Annotated in this window: 22 protein-coding genes; 17 read left to right on the forward strand and 5 right to left on the reverse strand. The window is 64.9% G+C overall.

Going from position 1 to position 22811, the window contains the following annotated elements; genetic code table 11:
* Nucleotides 1-11: 11 nt before the first annotated feature.
* From ACWKWX_RS22885 to purT, 3 genes are all read left to right on the forward strand, one after another.
* Nucleotides 12-536, forward strand: coding sequence for a gamma carbonic anhydrase family protein (locus tag ACWKWX_RS22885; protein ID WP_416422762.1), 525 nt, complete (start codon nucleotides 12-14; stop codon nucleotides 534-536).
* On the forward strand, nucleotides 536-736 hold the full coding sequence (locus ACWKWX_RS22890; RefSeq protein WP_416422763.1) for a DUF1289 domain-containing protein: 201 nt from the start codon (nucleotides 536-538) through the stop codon (nucleotides 734-736). Before ACWKWX_RS22885 ends, ACWKWX_RS22890 begins: the two co-directional genes overlap by 1 nt.
* A 231-nt stretch (nucleotides 737-967) precedes the next feature.
* Nucleotides 968-2149: a formate-dependent phosphoribosylglycinamide formyltransferase gene (gene purT / locus ACWKWX_RS22895; protein ID WP_416422764.1), complete on the forward strand. Its 1182-nt coding sequence runs from the start codon at nucleotides 968-970 to the stop codon at nucleotides 2147-2149.
* Nucleotides 2150-2209: 60 nt separating this feature from the next.
* Here the strand turns inward: purT and ACWKWX_RS22900 are convergent, their stop codons facing one another.
* The 3 genes from ACWKWX_RS22900 to ACWKWX_RS22910 form a co-directional block, all read right to left on the reverse strand.
* Nucleotides 2210-3523, reverse strand: coding sequence for an MFS transporter (locus ACWKWX_RS22900; protein WP_416422765.1), 1314 nt, complete (start codon nucleotides 3521-3523; stop codon nucleotides 2210-2212).
* Between the two features lie 282 nt (nucleotides 3524-3805).
* Nucleotides 3806-5044, reverse strand: coding sequence for a transporter associated domain-containing protein (locus ACWKWX_RS22905; RefSeq protein ID WP_483829011.1), 1239 nt, complete (start codon nucleotides 5042-5044; stop codon nucleotides 3806-3808).
* A gap of 11 nt (nucleotides 5045-5055) precedes the next feature.
* On the reverse strand, nucleotides 5056-5868 hold the full coding sequence (locus tag ACWKWX_RS22910) for a cytochrome C assembly family protein (RefSeq protein ID WP_416422767.1): 813 nt from the start codon (nucleotides 5866-5868) through the stop codon (nucleotides 5056-5058).
* 193 nt (nucleotides 5869-6061) lie between these two features.
* Here ACWKWX_RS22910 and ffh point away from each other — a divergent pair, with 193 nt between their 5' ends.
* The 12 genes from ffh (at nucleotide 6062) to ACWKWX_RS22970 (ending at nucleotide 19912) form a co-directional block, all read left to right on the forward strand.
* Nucleotides 6062-7441: a signal recognition particle protein gene (gene ffh / locus ACWKWX_RS22915; protein ID WP_416422768.1), complete on the forward strand. Its 1380-nt coding sequence runs from the start codon at nucleotides 6062-6064 to the stop codon at nucleotides 7439-7441.
* A 248-nt stretch (nucleotides 7442-7689) separates the two neighbouring features.
* Nucleotides 7690-7941 (forward strand): 30S ribosomal protein S16, encoded by a 252-nt coding sequence (gene rpsP, locus ACWKWX_RS22920; protein ID WP_008366201.1) that lies wholly within the window; start codon nucleotides 7690-7692, stop codon nucleotides 7939-7941.
* A gap of 5 nt (nucleotides 7942-7946) precedes the next feature.
* The gene (rimM, locus tag ACWKWX_RS22925; protein ID WP_416422769.1) at nucleotides 7947-8486 is read left to right on the forward strand and encodes a ribosome maturation factor RimM; all 540 of its coding nucleotides are present in this window, start codon (nucleotides 7947-7949) and stop codon (nucleotides 8484-8486) included.
* A gap of 3 nt (nucleotides 8487-8489) precedes the next feature.
* Nucleotides 8490-9242, forward strand: a complete 753-nt coding sequence (gene trmD, locus ACWKWX_RS22930) for a tRNA (guanosine(37)-N1)-methyltransferase TrmD (RefSeq protein WP_027978896.1) — start codon at nucleotides 8490-8492, stop codon at nucleotides 9240-9242.
* Nucleotides 9243-9285: 43 nt separating this feature from the next.
* Nucleotides 9286-9636: a 50S ribosomal protein L19 gene (rplS, locus tag ACWKWX_RS22935; protein WP_027978895.1), complete on the forward strand. Its 351-nt coding sequence runs from the start codon at nucleotides 9286-9288 to the stop codon at nucleotides 9634-9636.
* Nucleotides 9637-9740: 104 nt separating this feature from the next.
* Entirely contained in the window at nucleotides 9741-10148 is a 408-nt protein-coding gene (locus tag ACWKWX_RS22940; RefSeq protein WP_476296868.1) for an acyl-CoA thioesterase, read from the forward strand.
* Between the two features lie 36 nt (nucleotides 10149-10184).
* Complete coding sequence (xerD, locus tag ACWKWX_RS22945; RefSeq protein WP_416422770.1) at nucleotides 10185-11081, forward strand: site-specific tyrosine recombinase XerD; 897 nt, start codon at nucleotides 10185-10187, stop codon at nucleotides 11079-11081.
* A gap of 157 nt (nucleotides 11082-11238) precedes the next feature.
* Nucleotides 11239-11976 carry a thioredoxin fold domain-containing protein gene (locus ACWKWX_RS22950; protein ID WP_416422771.1) on the forward strand — a complete coding sequence of 246 codons (738 nt, stop codon included), beginning with the start codon at nucleotides 11239-11241 and terminating at the stop codon, nucleotides 11974-11976.
* A gap of 135 nt (nucleotides 11977-12111) precedes the next feature.
* Nucleotides 12112-13416, forward strand: a complete 1305-nt coding sequence (locus tag ACWKWX_RS22955) for a homoserine dehydrogenase (RefSeq protein WP_416422772.1) — start codon at nucleotides 12112-12114, stop codon at nucleotides 13414-13416.
* 54 nt (nucleotides 13417-13470) lie between these two features.
* Complete coding sequence (gene thrC / locus ACWKWX_RS22960) at nucleotides 13471-14880, forward strand: threonine synthase (RefSeq protein ID WP_416422773.1); 1410 nt, start codon at nucleotides 13471-13473, stop codon at nucleotides 14878-14880.
* Between the two features lie 111 nt (nucleotides 14881-14991).
* Nucleotides 14992-18588 (forward strand): ATP-binding protein, encoded by a 3597-nt coding sequence (locus tag ACWKWX_RS22965; RefSeq protein ID WP_483829012.1) that lies wholly within the window; start codon nucleotides 14992-14994, stop codon nucleotides 18586-18588.
* A gap of 88 nt (nucleotides 18589-18676) precedes the next feature.
* Nucleotides 18677-19912 carry an EAL domain-containing response regulator gene (locus ACWKWX_RS22970; protein ID WP_483829013.1) on the forward strand — a complete coding sequence of 412 codons (1236 nt, stop codon included), beginning with the start codon at nucleotides 18677-18679 and terminating at the stop codon, nucleotides 19910-19912.
* A 9-nt stretch (nucleotides 19913-19921) separates the two neighbouring features.
* Here the strand turns inward: ACWKWX_RS22970 and ACWKWX_RS22975 are convergent, their stop codons facing one another.
* A complete protein-coding gene (locus tag ACWKWX_RS22975; RefSeq protein ID WP_473005559.1) occupies nucleotides 19922-20584 on the reverse strand; it encodes a response regulator in 663 nt (220 codons plus the stop codon).
* A 208-nt stretch (nucleotides 20585-20792) separates the two neighbouring features.
* Here ACWKWX_RS22975 and ACWKWX_RS22980 point away from each other — a divergent pair, with 208 nt between their 5' ends.
* The gene (locus ACWKWX_RS22980; RefSeq protein ID WP_416422777.1) at nucleotides 20793-21083 is read left to right on the forward strand and encodes a DUF3509 domain-containing protein; all 291 of its coding nucleotides are present in this window, start codon (nucleotides 20793-20795) and stop codon (nucleotides 21081-21083) included.
* A 152-nt stretch (nucleotides 21084-21235) separates the two neighbouring features.
* Here the strand turns inward: ACWKWX_RS22980 and ACWKWX_RS22985 are convergent, their stop codons facing one another.
* On the reverse strand, nucleotides 21236-22108 hold the full coding sequence (locus ACWKWX_RS22985) for a TIGR02285 family protein (RefSeq protein ID WP_483829014.1): 873 nt from the start codon (nucleotides 22106-22108) through the stop codon (nucleotides 21236-21238).
* A gap of 139 nt (nucleotides 22109-22247) precedes the next feature.
* Here ACWKWX_RS22985 and ACWKWX_RS22990 point away from each other — a divergent pair, with 139 nt between their 5' ends.
* Nucleotides 22248-22790 (forward strand): YaeQ family protein, encoded by a 543-nt coding sequence (locus ACWKWX_RS22990; RefSeq protein ID WP_416422779.1) that lies wholly within the window; start codon nucleotides 22248-22250, stop codon nucleotides 22788-22790.
* The last annotated feature ends 21 nt before the right edge of the window (nucleotides 22791-22811 follow it).

Below are 22811 nucleotides of genomic sequence, written 5' to 3' on the forward strand. Positions count from 1 at the left end.
GGAAGCCACCGATGAAATACCGTTTGGGCGACGCCCGCGTCGAGACTCATGCCACCAGTTGGACCGCGCCCACTGCCACCCTGATCGGCCGGGTGCGCCTGCAGGAAAACGCCAGCGTGTGGTTTGGCGCCGTGCTACGCGGCGACAACGAACTGATCGACATCGGCCCCGACAGCAACGTGCAGGACGGCACGGTGATCCATACCGACATGGGGTCGCCACTGACCGTCGGCCGCGGTGTTACAATCGGCCATAACGCCATGCTGCACGGCTGCACCGTGGGCGACTACAGCCTGGTCGGCATCAACGCGGTGATCCTCAACGGTGCCCGCATCGGCAAGCATTGCATCATCGGCGCCAACGCGCTGATCGCCGAGGGCAAGGAAATACCCGACGGTTCGCTGGTGATGGGCTCGCCCGGCAAGGTCGTGCGCCAGCTGACCGAGGCGCAGATGAAGATGCTCGAGGCCAGCGCCGCCCACTACGTACACAATGCCCGACGCTACGCGCGGGACCTTGCCCCCCAGGAAGACTGATGAACCAAGAACGCCCCGTCGCCTCGCCTTGTGTGCAGGTCTGTGCCCTGGATGACGACGATATCTGCACCGGCTGCCAGCGCACGGCCGCCGAAATCACCCGCTGGGGGCGCATGAGCAACGACGAGCGCCGCGAAGTGCTGGTCAAGTGCCACGAACGCGCCGTGGCCGGCGGGATGATGTTTGTCGCCGGCGCTTGAAGCCCCCCTATCCGTAGCCGCTGCCGCAGGCTGCGCTGGCCGGTGTGAACCCTGGAAATCTCCAGCGGGGCACAGGGCCAGCGCAGCCTGCGGCAGCGGCTACGGTTTTGCAGCGCCTATTGCCTGGCGGTCGTGTCGCAGCGCCGCCTCGCGCCGATTGATGTAAAATGCCCGCCTCGGTGGGCCGCACCCGGGCGGCCCGCGATAACCCGTTCCCCTTAAGGACCTGAAATGACCCGTATCGGAACTCCACTGTCGCCGACCGCGACGCGCGTACTGCTGTGTGGCTGCGGCGAGCTGGGCAAGGAAGTGGTGATCGAGCTGCAACGCCTGGGCGTTGAAGTGATCGCCGTCGACCGTTATGCCAACGCCCCTGCCATGCAGGTCGCCCACCGCAGCCATGTGATCAACATGCTCGATGGCGCCGCGCTGCGTGCGGTGATCGAGGCCGAGAAGCCGCACTACATCGTGCCGGAAATCGAAGCCATCGCCACCGCCACCCTGGTGGAGCTGGAGTCCGAGGGTTTCACCGTGGTGCCTACCGCGCGTGCCGCCCAGCTGACCATGAACCGTGAAGGCATCCGCCGCCTGGCCGCCGAAGAGCTGGACCTGCCGACCTCGCCGTACCACTTCGCCGACACCTTCGAAGAGTACCGCGACGCCGTCCAGGACCTGGGCTTCCCGTGCGTGGTCAAGCCGGTGATGAGCTCGTCGGGCAAGGGCCAGAGCCTGCTCAAAAGCGCCGACGACGTGCAAAAGGCCTGGGACTACGCCCAGGAAGGCGGCCGTGCCGGCAAGGGCCGCGTCATCATCGAAGGCTTCATCGACTTCGACTACGAAATCACCCTGCTGACCGTGCGTCACGTGGGCGGCACCACCTTCCTGGCCCCGGTAGGTCACCGCCAGGAGAAGGGTGACTACCAGGAATCCTGGCAGCCGCAGGCCATGAGCCCGGTGGCCCTGGCCGAATCCGAGCGCGTGGCCAAGGCCGTGACCGAGGCCCTGGGTGGCCGTGGTCTGTTCGGCGTGGAGCTGTTCGTCAAGGGCGACCAGGTGTGGTTCAGCGAAGTCTCGCCGCGCCCCCATGACACCGGCCTGGTGACCCTGATCTCCCAGGACCTGTCGCAGTTCGCGCTGCACGCCCGCGCCATCCTCGGCCTGCCGATTCCGGCCGTGCGCCAGTTCGGCCCGTCGGCCTCGGCGGTGATCCTGGTGGAAGGCAACTCCACCCAGACCGCCTTCGCCAACCTAGGCGCCGCACTGGCCGAGCCAGACACCGCGCTGCGCCTGTTCGGCAAGCCGGAAGTGGCCGGCCAGCGCCGCATGGGCGTGGCCCTGGCGCGTGACGAGTCGATCGAAGCGGCCCGCGCCAAGGCTACTCGCTCGGCCCAGGCTGTGAACGTGGAACTGTAATTGCCCGGACGCCGCCTGCGGCAGCTGCTACGAACCCTGTAGCAGCGGCCACAGGCCGCGTCACGCCACCTTGCTCAAATCCTCATCCCGCGTTTCCTTCAGGCACAGCACCGCCAGCAGGCTGAGCAGCGCCGCCGCCGACACATACCCGCCCACCCAGCCCAGGCCGCCCATGGCCACCAGCTTCTGCGCCGCGAACGGCGCCGCCGATGCCCCGACAATACCGCCCAGGTTGTACGCCGCCGACGCGCCGGTGTAGCGCACGCGCGTGGGGAACAGTTCGGGCAGCAACGCGCCCATGGGGGCGAAGGTGAAGCCCATCAGGAACAGCTCGATGCTCAGGAACAACGCCACGCTGCTGGTCGAGCCCTGGGTCAGCAGTGGCTCCATGGCAAAGCCCGAGGCAATCGCCAATACGCCGCCGAACACCAGCACCGGCTTGCGCCCGAAACGGTCGCTCAGGGCCGCCGAAATCGGCGTGGCCAGGGCCATGAACAGCACCGCGAAGCACAGCATGCCCAGGAAGCTTTCCCGGCTGTAGCCCAGGGTGGCCACGCCGTAGCTCAGGGAAAACACCGTGGAGATGTAGAACAGCGCGTAGCACACCACCATGGAGGCGGCGCCCAGCAGCATGGGCCGCCAGTACTGGGCGAACAGTTCCACCAACGGGATCTTCAGCTTTTCATGGGCGGCCATGGCCTTGGCGAACACCGGGGTTTCTTCCAGCTTCAGGCGCACGTACAGGCCGACCATCACCAGCAGGGCGCTGAGCAGGAACGGCAGGCGCCAGCCCCAGGCGCGGAACTGCTCGTCGCTGAGCAGCATGGCCAGGCCCAGGAACAGGCCGTTGGCCGCCAGGAAGCCGATGGATGGCCCCAGTTGCGGGAACATGCCGAACCAGGCGCGCTTGCCCTTGGGCGCGTTTTCGGTGGCCAGCAGCGCCGCGCCACCCCATTCGCCGCCCAGCCCCAGGCCCTGGCCGAAGCGCAGCACGCACAGCAGGATCGGCGCCCAGGCGCCTATCTGGTCGTAGCCGGGCAGCACGCCGATCAGGGTGGTGCACACGCCCATCAGCAGCAGCGAGGCCACCAGGGTGGATTTGCGCCCGACGCGGTCGCCGAAATGGCCGAACAGCGCCGAGCCCAGCGGCCGGGCGAGGAAGGCGATGCCGAAAGTGAGGAAGGCCGAGAGCATCTGCGCAGTACCGGAGGTCTGCGGGAAGAACACCGGGCCGATCACCAGGGCGGCAGCCGTGGCGTACACGTAGAAGTCATAGAATTCGATGGCGGTGCCAATGAAGCTGGCGGTGGCCACCCGGGCGGTGGAATTGCGCGGCTGTTCGGCGCCGCTGGCAGCGTAGGTGCTGGTGCTCATTGCAGGTTCCCTGGCAAGCGTGCCTCCGCGCCGGCGCTTGGTCCGGGCGGGGGCGCATTATTATGTGTGCAGGGATGTTAACCGGGGAGGGAAAGGGTTGCACAGGCTCTAATTGCACAACCAAGGCTATCAGCTCGGTTCGTCAGGCCATGGCGCGATGCAACAGATGTAGGAGCCGAGCTTGCTCGCGATGCGCCGCGCGGGCGGCGCTCGATCTCGCGGGCGCCACAACCATTCAGGCATGCGCCTGGTCGCCACGATGAATTATCCGGCCAGCAGCAATCAGGCCAGTTTGGGCAAACTGGATGTGTGCCAGATCAGTACCCGCGTCACGCGGTTTTCCTCGGCCTGGAGGATTTCCAGGCGGTAGCGGCCGATCTTCAGGCACACCGCGCAATCGGGGATGCTCTCCAGCGCCTCGGTGACCAGGCCGTTGAGGGTCTTGGGGCCGTCGCTGGGCAGGTGCCAGCCCAGGCTCTTGTTCAGCTCGCGGATCGACGCCGCGCCATCCACCACGAAGCGGCCGTCGGCCTGCGGGTGCACGTGGGGGTTGTCCATGGTGTGTTCGTCTTCGAACTCGCCGACAATTTCCTCGAGAATGTCTTCCAGGGTCACCAGGCCGAGCACTTCGCCGTATTCGTCCACTACCACGCCCAGGCGCCGCTGCTGCTTGTGGAAGTTCAGCAGTTGCAGGTGCAGCGGGGTGCTCTCGGGCACGAAGTAGGCGTCGTAGCAGGCCGCCAGCAGGGCTTCCATGGTCAGCTCGCCCTTTGGCAGCAGGTGGCTGACCTGGCGGGTGTTGAGCACCTTTTCCACCTGGTTGATGTCGTTGTGGTACACCGGCAGGCGGGTGTGGCGGCTGATGATCAGCTGCTCGGCAATCTTCTCGATCGGGTCGTCCAGGTTCAGCCCGTCGACTTCGCTGCGCGGCACCAGGATGTCATTGACGGTGATGCGGTTCAGTGACTGCAGGCCACCCAGCAGGTGCGGGGCGCTGGGTTCCTGGTCTTCGTCGAGGTCGTCCTCGCTCTCATCCGGCCCCGGCTCGTCGTGGGGGCGGGCGATGGGCCGGGCAATGGGCGCGAACGGCTTGAGCAGCAGGCGGGCGATGCCGCTGAACGGCCACACCAGCGGGTACAGCAGGGTCAGGGGTAGGCGCAGCAGCGAGTTGCCCAGGCCGATGAAGGCCTCGGGATGGCGGCGCGCCAGCAGGCGTGGCAGGTATTCACTGAAGGTCACCAGCACCGCGGCCATGATCAGGCCGCCGGCCCACAGGCCCTTGACGTGCCAGTGGTAGACCGCCACGAACACCCCCAGCACCACCGCCAGCACCCGGCACAGGGTGTTGCACAGCACCAGGCTTTCCAGCGGGAAGGCCAGGCTGGGGCGCTCGCCCACCTTGCGCCGGGTGCGCAGGGCGGCCAGGTGGTTGCGGGCTGTCTCCACGCCCGTGAACAGCGCCGACCAGAGGATCGACAGCAGCACGAAACCCAGCATCGCGCCCAACGGCAGATTGTCCATTTACTCGCCCGTCAGATGTGCAGAATGTATTCGCGAACCAGCTTGCTGCCGAAGTAGGCCAGCATCAACAGGCAGAAACCGGCCAGGGTCCAGCGGATGGCCTTGTGCCCGCGCCAGCCCAGGCGGTTGCGGCCCCACAGCAGCACGCTGAACACGATCCACGCCAGGCACGCCAGCAGGGTCTTGTGCACCAGGTGCTGGGCGAACAGGTTTTCCAGGAACAGCCAGCCGGAAATCAATGACAGCGACAGTAGCCCCCAGCCGGCCCACAGGAAGCCGAACAGCAGGCTTTCCATGGTTTGCAGGGGCGGGAAGTTCTTGATCAGCCCCGAAGGGTGCTTGTGCTTGAGCTGATGGTTCTGGATCAGCAGCAGCAAGGCCTGGAACACCGCGATGGTGAACATGCCGTAGGCCAGGATCGACAGCAGGATGTGCGCGAGGATGCCCGGCTCCTCGTCGATCAGCGGCACCGTGCCCTTGGGGATGAACTGCGCGATCAGCGTGGTGGTGGCGCCCAGGGGGAACAGCAGGAGCAGCAGGTTCTCCACCGGGATGCGCGTGCAGGCGATCAGGGTCAGGGCGATGACCGCCGCCGAGATCAGGCTGGCGGCGCCGAAGAAGTCCAGGCTCAGGCCCTGGGGCGTGATCAGCTGGTATTTCAACGCCAGGCCTTGGGCTACCACGGCGAGGGCGCCGATCACGTAGAGCAGGCGTTTGTCGACCGCTGCGCGCTGCTTCACGCGGGTGCCGTGGTAGACGGTCGCAGCGGCATAAAGGAAAGCGGCGGCGAGGCTGGGTAGCAAACTGGGTGACAAGGGGAGCATAAGTCCTGTGGAGCAAGCCCGAAAGTGGCTGAGTGTGGCATAGAACGGCCGCCGGACGAAAGACTGGCGCCGCACTGGTGTCCGTGGCGCGCACTTCTGGCTATAATCGCCGGCCTGCCCACGCCGCGCCTCTAATATTATTCACGGGCCAGGCTGCTTAACCTCGGTTCAATTGAGCCTGAAAGGATCGCGCATGTTTGAAAACCTTACCGAACGTCTTTCGCAGACGCTGCGCCACGTAACTGGCAAGGCCAAGCTGACGGAAGACAACATCAAAGACACCCTGCGTGAAGTGCGCATGGCGTTGCTGGAAGCCGACGTCGCCCTGCCGGTGGTGAAGGACTTCGTCAACAAGGTCAAGGAACGCGCGGTCGGCACCGAAGTATCGCGTAGCCTGACGCCTGGCCAGGCGTTCGTGAAGATCGTCCAGATCGAACTCGAAGGCCTGATGGGCGCGGCCAACGAAGACCTGGCCCTGAACGCCGCGCCGCCTGCCGTGGTGCTGATGGCCGGCCTGCAGGGTGCGGGCAAGACCACCACCGCCGGCAAGCTGGCGCGCTTCCTTAAAGAGCGCAAGAAGAAGAGCGTGATGGTGGTATCGGCCGACGTCTACCGTCCGGCGGCCATCAAGCAGCTCGAGACCCTGGCCAACGACATCGGCGTGACCTTCTTCCCGTCCGATATCACCCAGAAGCCGGTGGCCATCGCCGAAGCGGCGATCCGCGAAGCGAAGCTCAAGTTCATCGACGTGGTCATTGTCGACACCGCCGGCCGCCTGCACATCGACGCCGAGATGATGGGCGAGATCCAGGCCCTGCACGCCGCCATCAAGCCGGTGGAAACGCTGTTCGTGGTCGACGCCATGACCGGCCAGGACGCCGCCAACACCGCCAAGGCCTTTGGCGATGCGCTGCCGCTGACCGGCGTGATCCTGACCAAGGTCGACGGCGACGCCCGTGGCGGTGCCGCCCTGTCGGTGCGTGCCATCACCGGCAAGCCGATCAAGTTCATCGGCATGGGCGAGAAGAGCGAAGCGCTCGAGCCCTTCCACCCGGATCGTATCGCCTCGCGGATCCTGGGCATGGGCGACGTGCTCAGCCTGATCGAGCAGGCCGAGCAGACCCTGGATAAAGAGAAGGCCGACAAACTGGCCAAGAAGCTGAAGAAGGGCAAGGGCTTCGACCTCGAAGACTTCCGTGACCAGCTGCAACAAATGAAGAACATGGGCGGCCTGGGCGGCCTGATGGACAAGCTGCCGAGCATCGGCGGCATGAACCTGTCGCAGATGGGCAACGCCCAGAACGCCGCTGAAAAGCAATTCAAGCAGATGGAAGCCATCATCAACTCCATGACCCCGGCCGAGCGCCGCGACCCTGACCTGATCAGCGGTTCGCGCAAGCGCCGGATCGCCCTGGGTTCCGGCACCCAGGTGCAGGACATCGGCCGCTTGATCAAGCAGCACAAGCAGATGCAGAAGATGATGAAGAAGTTTTCCACCAAGGGCGGCATGGCCAAGATGATGCGTGGCATGGGCGGCATGCTGCCCGGCGGCGGTGGCATGCCGAAGATGTGATTACCCGTGCCAGCCCCCGGGCTGGCACCGCCCGCAGCAGTGCGGGCACTGCGGTAAACCTGCCCCGGCAGGTCCACCGGCCACCCCTTCGGGTGGTCATATGAAGCAAATCTATCGGGTGCACTGTGTGTGCCGGAAAAAGGCATTTGCAAAAGTCCGGATATTCCTTGAGAATATGCGGCCTTTCGGGCACCCGTGTGCCCGCTGTGCATTATGATTTGCAGCACCGACTACAGGAACGATGTTCAATGCTAACCATCCGTCTTGCCCGTGGCGGCTCTAAAAAGCGCCCATTCTACCAACTGACCGTGACCGACTCGCGCAACCCGCGTGACGGCTCGCACAAAGAGCACGTTGGCTTCTTCAATCCAGTGGCTCGTGGTCAGGAAATCCGCCTGTCCGTGAACCAAGAGCGCGTCAACCACTGGTTGAGCGTTGGTGCACAGCCTTCTGAGCGCGTTGCTCAGTTGCTGAAGGAAGCTGCCAAGGCTGCGGCCTGAGCAATATGAACACGACGCCAGCTACTGCTGATGATTTGATCGTTATCGGCAAGATTTTCTCGGTTCACGGCGTTCGTGGCGAAGTGAAGGTTTACTCCTTTACTGATCCGATTGACAACCTGTTGGACTACAAAACCTGGACGCTCAAGCGCGCAGGCAGCGTGGACAAGCAGGTAGAGCTGGTCAGCGGGCGCTTGCAGAGCAAGTTCCTGGTCACGAAGCTCAAGGGTCTTGATGATCGCGACGAAGCCCAGCTTCTGTCCGGTTACGAGATCTGCGTGCCACGTGATCTGTTTCCAGATTTGGACGACGGCGAGTACTACTGGTACCAGCTGGAAGGTCTGAATGTCATCGACCAACTCGGGCAACTGCTCGGGAAGATCGATCACCTGCTGGAGACCGGTTCGAATGATGTGATGGTGGTCAAGCCTTGCGCTGGCAGCCTGGATGATCGCGAACGCTTGCTGCCCTATACGGAGCAGTGTGTGTTGGCTGTCGACCTGGCCGCAGGCGAAATGAAGGTTGATTGGGATGCGGACTTCTAGGCAATGGCCAGCCTGCGCGTAGAAGTGATCAGTCTGTTCCCCGAGATGTTTTCGGCCATCAGCGAGTACGGCATTACCAGCCGCGCGGTGAAACAGGGGTTGTTGCAACTGACCTGTTGGAATCCGCGGGACTACACCACAGATCGTCACCATACGGTGGATGATCGGCCGTTTGGCGGTGGTCCGGGCATGGTGATGAAGATCAAGCCCCTGGAAGATGCGCTGGCCGAGGCCAGGAACGCAGCGGGGGAGTCGGCGAAGGTCATTTACCTGTCGCCGCAAGGCCGCCAGCTGACTCAGCAGGGGGTACGCGAACTGGCTGAATCGGAATCCTTGATTCTGATCGCAGGGCGCTATGAAGGCATTGACGAGCGGTTTATTCAGGCTCATGTCGATGAAGAGTGGTCGATTGGTGACTATGTCCTGTCTGGCGGTGAGCTGCCGGCGATGGTCCTGATCGATGCGGTTACACGACTGCTGCCCGGAGCTTTAGGGCATGCGGACTCCGCGGAGGAAGATTCCTTCACGGATGGTCTGCTGGATTGCCCGCACTACACCCGACCGGAGGTGTATGCGGATCAGCGTGTTCCCGACGTATTGCTTAGTGGCAATCATGCACACATCCGGCGCTGGCGTTTGCAGCAGTCCCTTGGGCGGACCTACGAACGACGTGCCGATCTTCTGGAAAGACGCTCGCTTTCTGGAGAAGAGAAGAAGCTGCTGACGGAGTATCTCCGTGAGCGGGACGATAGTTAACGTATCGATGGTAGATCACAAAGATTTACCTTAGGAGCACAGCATGACCAACAAAATCATTCTGCAACTCGAAGCCGAGCAGATGACCAAAGAAATCCCGGCCTTCGCCCCGGGCGACACCATCGTCGTTCAGGTGAAAGTGAAGGAAGGCGATCGCGCTCGTCTGCAGGCGTTCGAAGGCGTTGTTATCGCCAAGCGTAACCGTGGTGTGAACAGTGCTTTCACTGTTCGTAAAATCTCCAACGGCGTTGGCGTAGAGCGTACTTTCCAGACCTACAGCCCGCAGATCGACAGCATGGCCGTGAAACGTCGTGGTGACGTGCGTAAAGCCAAGCTGTACTACCTGCGCGACCTGTCGGGTAAAGCAGCTCGCATCAAGGAAAAACTGGCTTAATAGCCGTTTTACCGATGCAAGAAAGAAGCAGCCTACGGGCTGCTTTTTTGTGCCCGCGATTTATGCCAGCTCCCACATTCCCAACACCCTGGCGATAGCCCTCCATGACCCCACGCGACCTCGAAATCCAGCGCCGCACCGACCTCTCGGTCAGCCGCGTCACCAAGGCGGTGTTCCCGCCCACCACCAACCACCACAACACCCTGTTCGGCGGCACTGCCCTGGCCTGGATGGACGAGGTGTCGTTCATCACCGCCACGCGCTTCTGCCGCCTGCCGCTGGTGACCGTGTCCACCGACCGCATTGACTTCAACCACCCCATTCCTGCCGGCAGCATCGTCGAACTGGTAGGCACTGTGGTGAAAGTCGGCAATACCAGCCTCAAGGTGCGGGTTGAAGTGTTCGTGGAAAGCATGAGCTGCGACGGCCGGGAAAAGGCCATCGAAGGCGTGTTCAGCTTCGTCGCCATCGACGATGACAAGCGTCCGGTGCCGGTATTGCCGGGCCTGTGAGGTAGACTGCGGCTTTCAATCGCCCGGTTTGCGCAGATGCCCGCTGTAGATCACCCCCTCATCGACCAGTACCTCGATGCCCTGTGGCTGGAAAAAGGCCTGTCGGACAACAGCCGCGACTCTTACCGCAGCGACCTGACCCTGTTCAACGGCTGGCTGCAGGAAAAAGGCGTGCAGCTGCCCCAGGCGGGCCGCGAGTTGATCCTCGACCACCTGGCCTGGCGCGTGGACCAGGCCTATAAGCCGCGTTCCACCGCGCGTTTTCTCTCCGGTGTGCGTGGCTTTTATCGCTACCTGCTGCGTGAAAAGCTGATCGGCGTGGACCCGACGCTGCAGGTCGAGATGCCGCAGTTGGGCAAGCCGTTGCCCAAGTCCCTGTCGGAAGCCGACGTGGAGGCGCTGCTCAAGGCCCCGGACCTCAGCGAGCCCATCGGCCAGCGCGACCGCGCCATGCTCGAAGTGCTGTATGCCTGTGGCCTGCGCGTGACCGAGCTGGTGAGCCTGACCCTGGACCAGGTCAACCTGCGCCAGGGCGTGCTGCGGGTGATGGGCAAGGGCAGCAAGGAACGCCTGGTGCCCATGGGCGAGGAGGCCGTGGTGTGGGTGGAGCGCTACCTGCGCGACGGCCGCAACGACCTGCTGGGCGGGCGCCCCAGCGACGTGCTGTTCCCCAGCCAGCGCGGCGAGCAGATGACCCGCCAGACCTTCTGGCACCGCATCAAGCACCAGGCCAGCGTGGCCGGCATCGGCAAGTCGCTGTCGCCGCACACCCTGCGCCACGCCTTCGCCACGCACCTGCTCAACCACGGCGCCGACCTGCGCGTGGTGCAGATGCTGCTGGGCCACAGCGACCTGTCCACCACGCAAATCTACACCCATGTCGCCCGGGCCCGCCTGCAGGACCTGCATGCCCGTCATCACCCGCGTGGCTGAGGCGATCACCGCACATCTCTTGTTGCCGTGTCATTCGGACAGAGCCTGTGAATGTGGTAGGCTTGGGCGGTTACCAAAGCGGGCATCGAATGCCGGCTGTCCACGGACCGCCGACCCAGCACGATTGGCCCCTTCGTCCGCTGCCTCAGGAGTTCCCATGCGCGTGACCCGAATTCTCGCTGCCGCCGCCCTTGCGCTGCTCAGCACCGTGGCTATGGCCGACGACAAGGCCGAGCAGGCCATCCGCAAGACCCTCGACACCCTGCAACTCGACACCCCGATCGAAAGCATCGCCGCCAGCCCGCTCAACGGCCTGTACGAAGTCAAGCTGCAGGGCAGCCGCGTGCTCTACGCCAGCGCCGACGGCAAGTTCGTGATGCAGGGCTACCTGTTCCAGGTGCAGGACGGCAAGCCGGTCAACCTCACCGAGATCACCGAGCGCCAGGGCGTGGCCAAGACCATCAACGCCATCCCTGCCAGCGAAATGGTGGTGTTCCCGGCCGTGGGCGAGACCAAGTCGCACATCACCGTGTTCACCGACACCACCTGCCCGTACTGCCACAAGCTGCACGAGGAAGTGCCTGCGCTGAACAAGATGGGCATCGAAGTGCGCTACCTGGCCTTCCCGCGCCAGGGCCTGGGTTCGCCCGGTGACGAGCAGCTGCAGGCCGTGTGGTGCTCCAAGGACCGCCAGGACTCGCTGACCAAGCTGATCAACGGCAAGAGCGTCGACACCCCGGCCAAGTGCGCCAACCCGGTGAGCAAGCAGTTCGCCATGGGCCAGTCCATCGGTGTCAACGGCACGCCGGCCATCATCCTGGAAAACGGCCAGATGATTCCTGGCTACCAGCCGGCCCCACAAGTGGCCAAGCTGGCCCTGGGCGCCAAGGGCTGATGGCTGCCGCCTTCGTGTCATCCAAGATCAAGGCCTGACGGGAATGCCCGCCAGGCCGTAATTTACCAAGCCGCACGGGTGTGCGGCGGTTTGTCACGGCCGACCCTGCGTCGGCCGTTTTATGGGGAGTTCAGAGTGAAACCGGTCAAAGTAGGCATCTGTGGGTTAGGTACCGTCGGTGGCGGCACCTTCAACGTACTTCAGCGCAACGCCGAGGAGATTGCCCGCCGTGCCGGGCGTGGAATCGAAGTGGCCCAGATTGCCATGCGTTCGCAGAACCCGAATTGCCAGATTACCGGTACCCCCATTACCAACGATGTCTTTGCCGTGGCCACCAACCCCGACATCGACATCGTCATCGAGCTGATCGGCGGCTACACCGTGGCCCGCGAACTGGTGCTCAAGGCCATCGAGCACGGCAAGCACGTGGTCACCGCCAACAAGGCGCTGATTGCCGTGCACGGCAACGAAATCTTCGCCAAGGCGCGCGAGAAGGGCGTCATCGTCGCCTTCGAAGCGGCCGTGGCCGGCGGCATCCCGGTGATCAAGGCCATCCGTGAAGGCCTGTCCGCCAACCGCATCAACTGGGTGGCCGGCATCATCAACGGCACCGGCAACTTCATCCTCACCGAAATGCGCGAGAAGGGCCGCACCTTCGAAGACGTGCTGGCCGAGGCCCAGGCCCTGGGCTACGCCGAAGCCGACCCGACCTTCGACGTGGAAGGCATCGACGCGGCGCACAAGCTGACCATCCTGGCGTCCATCGCCTTCGGCATCCCGCTGCAGTTCGACAAGGCCTACACCGAAGGCATCACCCAGCTGACCACCGCCGACGTCAACTACGCCGAAGCGCTGGGCTACCGCATCAAGCACCTGGGCGTGGCGCGCAGCACCGCCGCCGGCATCGAGCTGCGCGTGCACCCGACGCTGATCCCGGCCGACCGCCTGATCGCCAACGTCAACGGCGTGATGAACGCCGTCATGGTCAACGGTGACGCCGCCGGTTCCACCCTGTTCTACGGCGCCGGCGCCGGCATGGAGCCTACCGCTTCGTCCGTGGTCGCCGACCTGGTGGACGTGGTGCGTGCCATGACCTCCGACCCGGAGAACCGCGTGCCGCACCTGGCCTTCCAGCCCGATTCGCTGTCGGCCCACCCGATCCTGCCGATCGAGCAGTGCGAGACCGCCTACTACCTGCGCATCCACGCCAAGGACCACCCAGGCGTGCTGGCCCAGGTCGCCAGCATCCTCTCGGAGCGCGGCATCAACATCGAATCGATCATGCAGAAGGAAGTCGAGGAACAGGACGGCCGCGTGCCGATGATCCTCCTGACCCACCGCGTGCAGGAACAGCGCATGAACGACGCCATCAAGGCCCTCGAAGGCCTGGAAGGCGTGGTCAGCCCCGTTGTCCGCATCCGCGTCGAGCACCTCAACTAATCAGTAGCCGCCAGCCCTGCCAGGGCTGGCGGTGCGAACCAAAGGTTTGGAACCATGCGTTATATCAGTACTCGCGGCAAAGCCCCGGCCCTGAACTTCGAAGACGTCCTGCTGGCTGGCCTGGCCAGTGACGGCGGCCTCTACGTGCCGGAAAACCTGCCACGCTTCACCGTCGAAGAAATCGCCTCGTGGGCCGGCCTGCCATACCACGAACTGGCCTTCCGTATCATGCGCCCGTTCGTCACCGGCAGCATCCCGGACGCCGACTTCAAGAAGATCCTCGAGGAAACCTACGGTGCCTTCGCCCACAACGCCGTGGCGCCGCTGCGCCAGCTGAACGGCAACGAATGGGTGCTGGAGCTGTTCCACGGCCCGACCCTGGCCTTCAAGGACTTCGCCCTGCAGCTGCTGGGCCGCCTGCTGGACTACACCCTGGCCAAGCGCGGCGAGCGCGTGGTGATCATTGGCGCCACCAGCGGTGACACCGGCTCGGCCGCCATCGAAGGCTGCAAGCACTGCGAGAACGTCGATATCTTCATCCTGCACCCGCACCAGCGCGTGTCGGAAGTGCAGCGTCGGCAGATGACCACGCTGTTCGGCGACAACATCCACAACATCGCCATCGAAGGCAACTTCGATGATTGCCAGGAAATGGTCAAGAACAGCTTCGCTGACCAGAGCTTCCTGAAGGGCACCCGCCTGGTTGCCGTGAACTCGATCAACTGGGCGCGCATCATGGCCCAGATCGTCTACTACTTCCACGCGGCCCTGCAGCTGGGCGGCCCGGCGCGTTCGGTGTCGTTCTCGGTGCCTACCGGCAACTTCGGCGACATCTTCGCCGGCTACCTGGCCCGCAACATGGGCCTGCCGGTCAACCAGCTGATCGTAGCCACCAACCGCAATGACATCCTGCACCGCTTCATGAGCGGCAACCAGTATGCCAAGGAAACCCTGCACGCCACCCTGTCGCCGTCCATGGACATCATGGTCTCGTCGAACTTCGAGCGCCTGCTGTTCGACCTGCACGGTCGCAATGGCGCCGCCGTCGCCGAGCTGATGGACACCTTCAAGCAGGGTGGCGGCTTCAGCGTCGAGCAAGAGCGCTGGACCGAAGCGCGCAAGCTGTTCGACTCCCTGGCGGTCAGCGACGAAGCCACCTGCGAGACCATCGCCGAAGTCTTCGCCCAGACCGGCGAAGTGCTGGACCCGCACACTGCCATCGGCGTCAAGGCCGCGCGCGAATGCCGCCGCAGCCTGGACATTCCCATGGTGGTGCTGGGCACGGCGCACCCGGTCAAGTTCCCCGACGCGGTGGTCAAGGCTGGCGTTGGCAAGGCGCTGGAGCTGCCAGCCCACCTCACCGACCTGTTCAGCCGCGAGGAAAAATGCACGGTGCTGCCGAACGACCTCAAGGCCGTCCAGGCCTTCGTCAGCCAGCACGGCAACCGTGGCAAGCCGCTGTAACGCTGCGTTACGCTGAATAGCCCTGCAACATATAAAGCCCGTCGCTCGACGGGCTTTATTCTTTGCGCGTGTCACACTTGGGGTTCGATTCCCCAAGGGCCATGACACGGCATGAAGCACAACCTGCACAAGGCAAAACGCTGGCTGGCGGCCTGGTTGGTGCTGCTGTGCCTGGCCACCTGCAGCCTGGTCCAGGCCGCACAGACCCTGCCGTTCACCCTGATGCCGGCGTTCACCCGGCTTGAGCCGCTGCCCCTGGCGGCCGGCGACCGGCAATGGCTGGCCCAGCACCCGGTGCTGCGGGTAGGGGTGTCGATCACCGACCTCGAGCCGGTCGACATCACCGTGGACCGCAACCGCTACCGCGGTATCAGCGCCGACTACCTCAACCTGATTGCCAGCCGCCTCGACCTGCCGCTGCAGATTCACGGCTTCGCCCGCCGCGAGGAGGCCGTGGAGGCCCTGGAGTCCGGCGAAATCGATATCCTCACCAGCGCCAACGGTTTTGTGCGCAAGCACCCGGGGCTAGCCTTCACCCGCGCGTACATGCCCGACGACGCGGTGCTGGTGCAACGGGAGAACCTGGGCGGCCCCAACGCCCTGGCAGGCTCGCGCATCGCCGTGCTTGATGGCTACCTGGACCTCGACGTGCTGCACGCCGCCTACCCGCACAGCGAGCTGGTGCTGGCCCCCAGCCTCGCCAGCGGCCTGGAGGCAGTGGCCCAGGGCGACGTGCAGGCCTTCATCGGCAACGAGGTGGTGGTACGTGCCTACAGTGCGCTGCGGCCGTTCATGGGCTTGCGCATCGCTGGCGAGGCCAGCCTGCCAGATGCCGGCTTCGCCTTCGCCGTGCGCGGCACCGACCCGGTGCTGCTGGGCCTGCTGGACCGAGCGCTGGCCAGTATCGACGAGTCGTTGCGCCGGGAAATCCTCGGCCGCTGGACCACCGGCCTGGGTTCGGACATCGGCCAGCCGCGGGTGGCGCTGTCGGCCGAGGAGCAGGCCTGGCTGCATGCCCACCCCAGGGTGCGGGTGGCAGCCAGCGATTACCCGCCGTACCTGTACCGCGACCGCCAGGGCAACTGGGCAGGGCTCAACCGCGACGTACTGGCGACCATCTCCTCCATGAGCGGCCTGCAGTTCGACTACGTGCCCTCTGCGTCCATCGCCGACAGCCTGCAGGCGCTGAAGGCCGGCAACGTCGACATGAATACCACCTTGTCGGAAAACCCCGAGCGCAAGGCCTTCCTGGGGTTCTCCCATGCCTTCGGCGGCCAAGGCTGGGTGTTCGTGGTGCGGGGCAATGGGCCGCCGGTGGCCTCGCTGGAGGACATGGCCGGGCGCGTGCTGGCCCTGCCGCGCCAGCACGCGCTAGAGAGCAGCCTGCGCGAGGAATACCCCAACATCATCCTGCGCCTGGTGGACACCTACGACCAGGCCCGCGACCTGGTGCGGCGGGGCGAGGCCGACGCGACACTGGACAGCGAAGTCAGCGCCTGGCGCTCGGTGGGCCGCTACCCGCCGGGCGAGCTGAAGGTAGGGCGCAGCGTGGAAGGCCGGTGGGCGGCGGACCGCTTTGCCGTGCGCCTGGATGAACCGCTGCTGCTGAGTATTCTCAACAAATCCCTGGAAGCCTACCCGGTGCCCGAGTTGCGCGCGGTGCGAATCAAGTGGCTGGGCGCCGTCGACGGCCCGCCACCGGCCTGGCAACGCATCGCACCATGGGTGTGGTGGGCGCTGGCGGCGGCGGTGCTGTTTGGCCTGGTGTCGTTGATGTGGAACAGCCGCCTGAAGGCGCAGATCCAGCAGCGCGAGCAGGCCGAGGAGGCGTTGAGCGACCAGTTGGCGTTCCAGCGTGCGTTGCTCGACGGCATCCCCAACCCGATCTACGTGCGCGACCTGCAGGGGCGCATGGTGTCGTGCAACAAGAGCTACGAGGAGGTGTTCTCGACCCGCCTGGCGCTGGTGCGCGGCAAGCTGCTGCCCGAAGTGTCACTGATCGCCGCCGACAAGGCCGCGCAGCTGCACGCCGACTACCTGGCGCTGCTGCAGGACCAGCAGCCGCGCTTCGCCGACCGGCAGATCGAGCTCAAGGGCCAGCCGGTGGACGCCTGGCAGTGGATGGTGCCGTTCTACCGCGCCGACGGCCAGTTGCAGGGCATGCTGGGCGGCTGGATCGACATCAGCGAGCGCAAGCGCCTGGAGGCAGAGCTGGTACATGCGCGGCAGGTGGCCGAGCAGGCCAGCCAGGCCAAGAGCGCGTTCCTGGCCACCATGAGCCACGAGATCCGCACGCCCATGGCCGCCATCATCGGCCTGCTGGAACTGGAGCGCGAGACCGCTCGCCTGCACGGTGGCGAGCCGTCGCAGGCGCTGGATGTGGCCTATCAGTCGGCCCGCGACCTGATTGCCTTGATCGGTGACAGCCTGGACCTGGCCAAGATCGAGGCGGGCAGCCTGCAATTGGCACCCGAAACCACCGAGCTGCGGCCCTTCTTCGCCACCATCGTCCAGTTGTTCAGCGCCCAGGCGCAGCAGAAAGGCTTGCGCCTGGAGCTGGACCTGGCGGCGGGGCTGGACGGCAGCTACTGGTTCGACCCGTTGCGCCTGCGCCAGGTGATTCACAACCTGCTGAGCAACGCCTTGAAGTTCACCCATCAGGGCCAGGTGACCCTCGAGGTAAGGTTGAGCGAACAGGGCGGCCTGTGCATCGAGGTCAGCGACACTGGCGTGGGCATGGACGCCGAGCAGCAGGCGCGGCTGTTCAAGCCGTTCGTGCAGGTGGGCGCGCCGTCTGCACAGGAGGTGCGTGGCACCGGCCTGGGCCTGAGCATCTGCAAGCAGCTGGTGGGCCTGATGGGCGGCGATATTCGCCTGGCCAGCGCACCGGGGCAGGGCACGCGGGTCACCTTGACCCTGGACCTGCCGCGCGTTGCCGGCAGCCCCGGCAACACCGCGGGGCACGCTCAGCCGTATGCTGGCCGTGCACTGCAGGTGCTGGTGGTGGATGACATGGCCGCCAACCGCCTGGTGCTGACCCAGCAGGTGAGTTTCTTCGGCCATCAGGTGCAGGCTGTGAGCAGCGCCGCGCAGGCCTTGGCGGCGTGGCAGGCCAAGGCCCCCGACGTGATCATCAGCGACTGCAACATGCCGGGCATGAGTGGCTATGACCTGGCCCGCGCCATCCGTACCGCCGAGGCGCAGGGCGCAAGGCCGCGTACACCGTTCATCGGCAGCAGCGCAAATGCCTCCGATGGCGAGGCAGAGCGTTGTCGCCTGGCGGGCATGGACCAGCTGCTGGTAAAGCCCATCGGCCTTGAACAGCTTGGCCAGTTGCTGGCCGGCCTGGCGGCGCCGCCGGCCTTCGACATGGCCACCCTGCGGCGCATGACCCTGGCCGATGATACGGTGATGAAAAAGATGCTGGAGGAACTGCGCAACAACATCGCCCAGGAAACCCAGGTGCTGGAGGCGGCGGTGGCCACGGCCGACTGGTCGCCCATGCGGGCCGCGTTGCATCGCCTCAAGGGCGTGGCCTGCCTGATTGACGCTGGGCCCATGGCCATGGCCTGCGCCGAGCTGGACAGCAGCGCCAAGGCCCGTGCGGGCGATGGGCTCGGGCAGCAATGGGCCACCCTGCGCCAGCGCCTGCAAGCGCTGAGCCTGGACATCGAGAAACAACTTTCGGAAATATCCTACAAAGTTTAGGACTTGTCCTATGTGTCGACCCCGGCCCGCTCTCTAGAGTGTGCATCAAGCGCCCCTCACTACGCGGGCGTGATTCGGAGGTATGCACATGCACGCACTGAAAGTTCTGGTTCTCGAAGACAGCCCCTTCCAACTCATGGCGGTGCATCAAATGCTCAACGCCAGCGGGGTCTTCGATGTCCTGACGGCCGAAAGTGTCGATGCCGCGCTTCAATCACTGGAAAACCGCGGCCCTGTCGACATCGCCATCTGCGACCTGCAGCTGGAGGAAGGCGACGGCCTGCAACTGATCCGCCACCTGGCGCGCCACCGCCAGGCACAGGCGCTGATCATCCTGTCGAGCCTGGAACGCGGCGTGCTCGACAGCGTCGGCCAACTGGCCCGGCACCTTGGCTTGCAGGTGCTGGGGGTGCTGGAAAAACCGGCCACCCCGGCAGTGCTGCACGACCTGTTGCAACGGTATGAGCAAGGGACAGCGCCCGGCGTGATGCCCCTGGTGGAGGTCAACGAATTGGTCGGCCTGGACGAGCTGACGCTCGAGCGCCTGCCCCAGCTGCGCCAGCAGTGGCAGGTGTGGTTCCAGCCCAAGGTTGCCATCGACGGCCGCCTGCTGGGGGTCGAAGCCCTGGTGCGCTGGCAGCATCCGGCACTGGGGCTGCTGTCGCCGGCAAGTTTCCTGCCGCTGGTCAGCTATGCGGGGCTGCTGCCGCAGCTTACCTGGCATGTGCTGGAAGCTGCGTTGCAGCTAAGCGCGTCGGTGCGCGAGCACACCGGTGAAGCGCTGCCGGTAGCCGTCAACATGGCGCCGGGCCTTATCGAGGCTGAAGGTTTCACCGCCCAGCTCCAGGCGCTGCTCGAGCAGGCGGGTTTGCCGGCCACGGTGCTGACCCTGGAAATGCGCGAAACCCGCCAGGGCCCTGCCAATGGCCTGGAGGTGGAAGCGTTGTTGCGCCTGCGCATGCTGGGCTGCCAGCTGGCCATCGATGACTTCGGCACCGGTGAGTCGAACATCCAGCGCCTGTTGGACCTGCCGTTCTCGGAGCTGAAGATTCCCAGCCGGTTCGTGCGCGGCATGGCGCAGGACGGTCGCAAGGCTGCGGTGGTGGCTGGGGCGCTGATCATGGCGCGGCGCATGGGCCTGGGGGTGGTGGTGGAAGGGGTGGAAAGCGCCAGCGACTTCCACGCCCTGCAGGCCCTGGGGCAGCCGGCGCTGCAAGGCCCCTATGTGGCCCGGCCCATGTCGCAGGAAGCGCTGGGCGCCTGGATGGCCACCCGCGACCTCAGCCATTGGGCTGCGCAGCACGGCCAGCCTTGCCAGGCCTGAGCGCAGGGCTCAGGCCAGGCCATGTTCCTGCAGGTAGATGAACAGGGCGGCGTCGTTGGCCACCCCCAGCTTGCGCATGGCACTGACCTTCTGGGCGCTGACCGTCTGCTTGCTGCGGTTGAGCTGCGCGGCGATCTCGCCCACCGACAGGCCACCGGCCAGCAGCCTGGTCACCTCGATCTCCCGGGGTGACAGCGCTTCGCGCTCGAACATGCGGTCCGGGCGCACCTCACCCTCCTGCAGCAGCGCCTGGCTCACCGAATCGGCGATGAACACCTTGTTGCGTCGCACCTGGGCGATGGCGATTGGCAGTTCGCTGACCAGGCTGGCCTTGCCCAGCAGGCCTTTCACGCCCAAGCCCAGCATGGAGCGGAACAGCCCGGCGTTGTTGAGCATGGTCACCACCAGGATCGGCAGTTCCGGCCAATGCCGACGAACGGTCTCCAGCAGGCGCAGGCCGTCGTTCTGGTGTTCGGCCGGCATCATGAAGTCGGTAATCAGCAGGTCGCACTGGCCTTCTTCCAGCCACTGGGTCAGCTCCGACGGGCTGCTGGCCTCGCCCACCACCGCCAGGTCCGGGTCCTGTTGCAGTACGGCGCGCAGGCCGATGCGAAAAATCGGGTGGTCGTCGGCCACCAGGATGCGCAGCGGCGAGTGGGAAGGCGTATTCACGGTAAGGCTCCAAGCGCGGTGGCTGTTCCAGGCGAGGAGTCTGGCACATTCGCCGGGGGGCTGGCTTTTTGCACATTCCAACTGTCATATTCGACGGGCAAGCTGAAACGGCAGGTTAACTCCCCGTCGGAGCCGTTTTTAGAACTTTTTGCACTGTCGACGGGTCATTGATAGACACCTTGATTTCGAACAACTGAGTGGTGATCGAATGGAAAATATCAACGAGTTGCTGACTGAAGCACTGACGCCCTACCACGTGGACGTGGTTGACGTGGGCGGCCCGCTTGAATGCCGGGTGATATTGCGCGATTCGACCGGCGCTCTGGTGCTGGATCGACGCTTCAACCGCCGCCAGTTCGCCGACAAGCACGCCCTCACGGACGTGGTTGACGGCCTGCATCGCGACCTGATGGTCGTCGAGGGGCGGCTGCAGCCGTGCATGCTGGCTGCCCTGGCGCAAGCCGCGGTAGCGCCTGTGGCCAGTGCTTCGATGAGGTAGGGAACCTTCCCGCGCAGGTGTGTTCCGATCCTGTAAGGGCAGGGGGGCTGACATTGTGCTCCGGTGTCAGTCACCTGTCGTATTGGCCCACAGTGGCCACGTTTGACCCCGGGTAGCTTCCCCACTGCCCGGGGTTTCTTTTTGCCCGCGATTCAGGGGCTGGCGCGGGCCGATTCCTCGAAGAAGCGCCGGGAATCACGCAGGTAGTCCGCACGGCTCGCCGGGTCCAGCCAGTCGGCATAGAACCCCGGCAACGTGGTGCTGCGCAGACCCACCAACACGCGGTTCAACTGCTCGACTACCGCCCTGCCGGCTGGGGTGTTCGAACAGCCCACGTACACCGGTTGGTAGCGCGGCACCCCGCGCACCGGCAGGAACAGCAGGTCGTTGGCGCTGATCTGCTCCTGGGGTGCCAGGTACAACGCCTCCGGCCAATACCCCAGCACGCCGTCCAGGCGCCCGTGCTGCTGCATCTGCAGCAGGCTGGCCACCGCGTCGTTGCCGTGATGGGCGTTGACCGCCCCCTTGGGCGCTGCTGCCAGCATGGTGTCGATGGCCATGCCGTAGCTGCGCTCGGCTACGCGGCCGATCTTGATGTTGGGGCTGGCCAGCACGGCCGGCAGGTCCAGCTCGCCGTGGTGGATGAAGGTGTTGAAACCGTGGCGGTCCTGGCGGCGGATGATCAGGCCGTTGGTCTGGCTGGCCAGCACCGGCATGGAATACACCACCGACTGGCTGCGCTCGGCGGTCCACAGCAGGGTCGGGTCGCAGCTCAGCGGCGCTTCCTGGAGCATTTGCGAAGCGCGGGCGCGGTTGACCCGCACCACGCTGTGCTCGTACTGCGGCAGCGCCTGCATCAGCAGCGGCAGCATGCGGTCCACGGCCCCCTGGCCTTCGCGCGGGCCACTCTCGATGGTCAGGGGCGGCAGATCGCGCACCAGCCACGTCAGTGGTTCCCCAGCCTGGGCGACCAGTGGCAGGCCCAGGTACAACAACAGCAACGTCAATCGGCGGCGACCTTCCATGATACGGGCTCCGAAACAGCTGAATGTCTAGATAACACAGGTCTGCGCCTGCTGGGTAAGTTGTCGGCCATCGGTCTTAGTTGATTAGGCCATGATCGGTTAGACTGTGCGACTTTTCCTCGTAGCAAGAAGCCCCTTCATGGCCCAGCCCTCCACGACCTACAAATTCGAACTCAATCTGACCGACCTTGACCGTGGGGTCTACGAAAGCGTCAAGCAGACCATCGCCCGTCACCCCTCGGAAACCGAAGAACGCATGGCCGTGCGCCTGCTGGCCTACGCCTTCTGGTACAACGAGCAGCTGTCCTTCGGCCGTGGCCTGTCGGACGTGGACGAAGCGGCCCTGTGGGAAAAGAGCCTGGACGACCGCGTGGTGCACTGGATCGAAGTGGGCCAGCCCGACGCCGACCGCCTCACCTGGTGCTCGCGCCGCACCGAGCGCACCAGCCTGCTGGCCTACGGCAGCCTGCGCGTGTGGCAGACCAAGGTGGTGGACGCGGTGAAGAACCTGAAGAACGTCAACATCGCCGCCGTGCCCCAGGAAGTGCTGGAAACCCTGGCCAAGGACATGCCCCGCGCCATCAAGTGGGACGTGATGATCAGCGAAGGCACCATCTTCGTTACCGACGACCGCGGCCAGCACGAAGTGCAACTGGAGTGGTTGATGGGCGAACGCGGCTAAGCCGCCACGTCCTTTTCCTGA

This window comes from Pseudomonas imperatae (genome assembly GCF_057128625.1).

Excerpts from the sequence above, each read along its gene's own strand:
- ACWKWX_RS22910 (WP_416422767.1), bottom strand. The coding sequence starts at position 5,868 with ATGCTCCCCTTGTCACCCAGTTTGCTACCCAGCCTCGCCGCCGCTTTC.
- ACWKWX_RS22900 (WP_416422765.1), bottom strand. The coding sequence starts at position 3,523 with ATGAGCACCAGCACCTACGCTGCCAGCGGCGCCGAACAGCCGCGCAAT.
- rimM (WP_416422769.1), top strand. The coding sequence starts at position 7,947 with ATGAACACGACGCCAGCTACTGCTGATGATTTGATCGTTATCGGCAAG.
- ACWKWX_RS22990 (WP_416422779.1), top strand. The coding sequence starts at position 22,248 with ATGGCCCAGCCCTCCACGACCTACAAATTCGAACTCAATCTGACCGAC.
- thrC (WP_416422773.1), top strand. The coding sequence starts at position 13,471 with ATGCGTTATATCAGTACTCGCGGCAAAGCCCCGGCCCTGAACTTCGAA.
- ACWKWX_RS22970 (WP_483829013.1), top strand. The coding sequence starts at position 18,677 with ATGCACGCACTGAAAGTTCTGGTTCTCGAAGACAGCCCCTTCCAACTC.
- purT (WP_416422764.1), top strand. The coding sequence starts at position 968 with ATGACCCGTATCGGAACTCCACTGTCGCCGACCGCGACGCGCGTACTG.
- ACWKWX_RS22940 (WP_476296868.1), top strand. The coding sequence starts at position 9,741 with ATGACCCCACGCGACCTCGAAATCCAGCGCCGCACCGACCTCTCGGTC.
- ACWKWX_RS22905 (WP_483829011.1), bottom strand. The coding sequence starts at position 5,044 with ATGGACAATCTGCCGTTGGGCGCGATGCTGGGTTTCGTGCTGCTGTCG.
- rplS (WP_027978895.1), top strand. The coding sequence starts at position 9,286 with ATGACCAACAAAATCATTCTGCAACTCGAAGCCGAGCAGATGACCAAA.
- trmD (WP_027978896.1), top strand. The coding sequence starts at position 8,490 with ATGGCCAGCCTGCGCGTAGAAGTGATCAGTCTGTTCCCCGAGATGTTT.
- ffh (WP_416422768.1), top strand. The coding sequence starts at position 6,062 with ATGTTTGAAAACCTTACCGAACGTCTTTCGCAGACGCTGCGCCACGTA.
- rpsP (WP_008366201.1), top strand. The coding sequence starts at position 7,690 with ATGCTAACCATCCGTCTTGCCCGTGGCGGCTCTAAAAAGCGCCCATTC.
- ACWKWX_RS22985 (WP_483829014.1), bottom strand. The coding sequence starts at position 22,108 with ATGGAAGGTCGCCGCCGATTGACGTTGCTGTTGTTGTACCTGGGCCTG.
- ACWKWX_RS22950 (WP_416422771.1), top strand. The coding sequence starts at position 11,239 with ATGCGCGTGACCCGAATTCTCGCTGCCGCCGCCCTTGCGCTGCTCAGC.
- ACWKWX_RS22980 (WP_416422777.1), top strand. The coding sequence starts at position 20,793 with ATGGAAAATATCAACGAGTTGCTGACTGAAGCACTGACGCCCTACCAC.
- ACWKWX_RS22965 (WP_483829012.1), top strand. The coding sequence starts at position 14,992 with ATGAAGCACAACCTGCACAAGGCAAAACGCTGGCTGGCGGCCTGGTTG.
- ACWKWX_RS22890 (WP_416422763.1), top strand. The coding sequence starts at position 536 with ATGAACCAAGAACGCCCCGTCGCCTCGCCTTGTGTGCAGGTCTGTGCC.
- xerD (WP_416422770.1), top strand. The coding sequence starts at position 10,185 with ATGCCCGCTGTAGATCACCCCCTCATCGACCAGTACCTCGATGCCCTG.
- ACWKWX_RS22885 (WP_416422762.1), top strand. The coding sequence starts at position 12 with ATGAAATACCGTTTGGGCGACGCCCGCGTCGAGACTCATGCCACCAGT.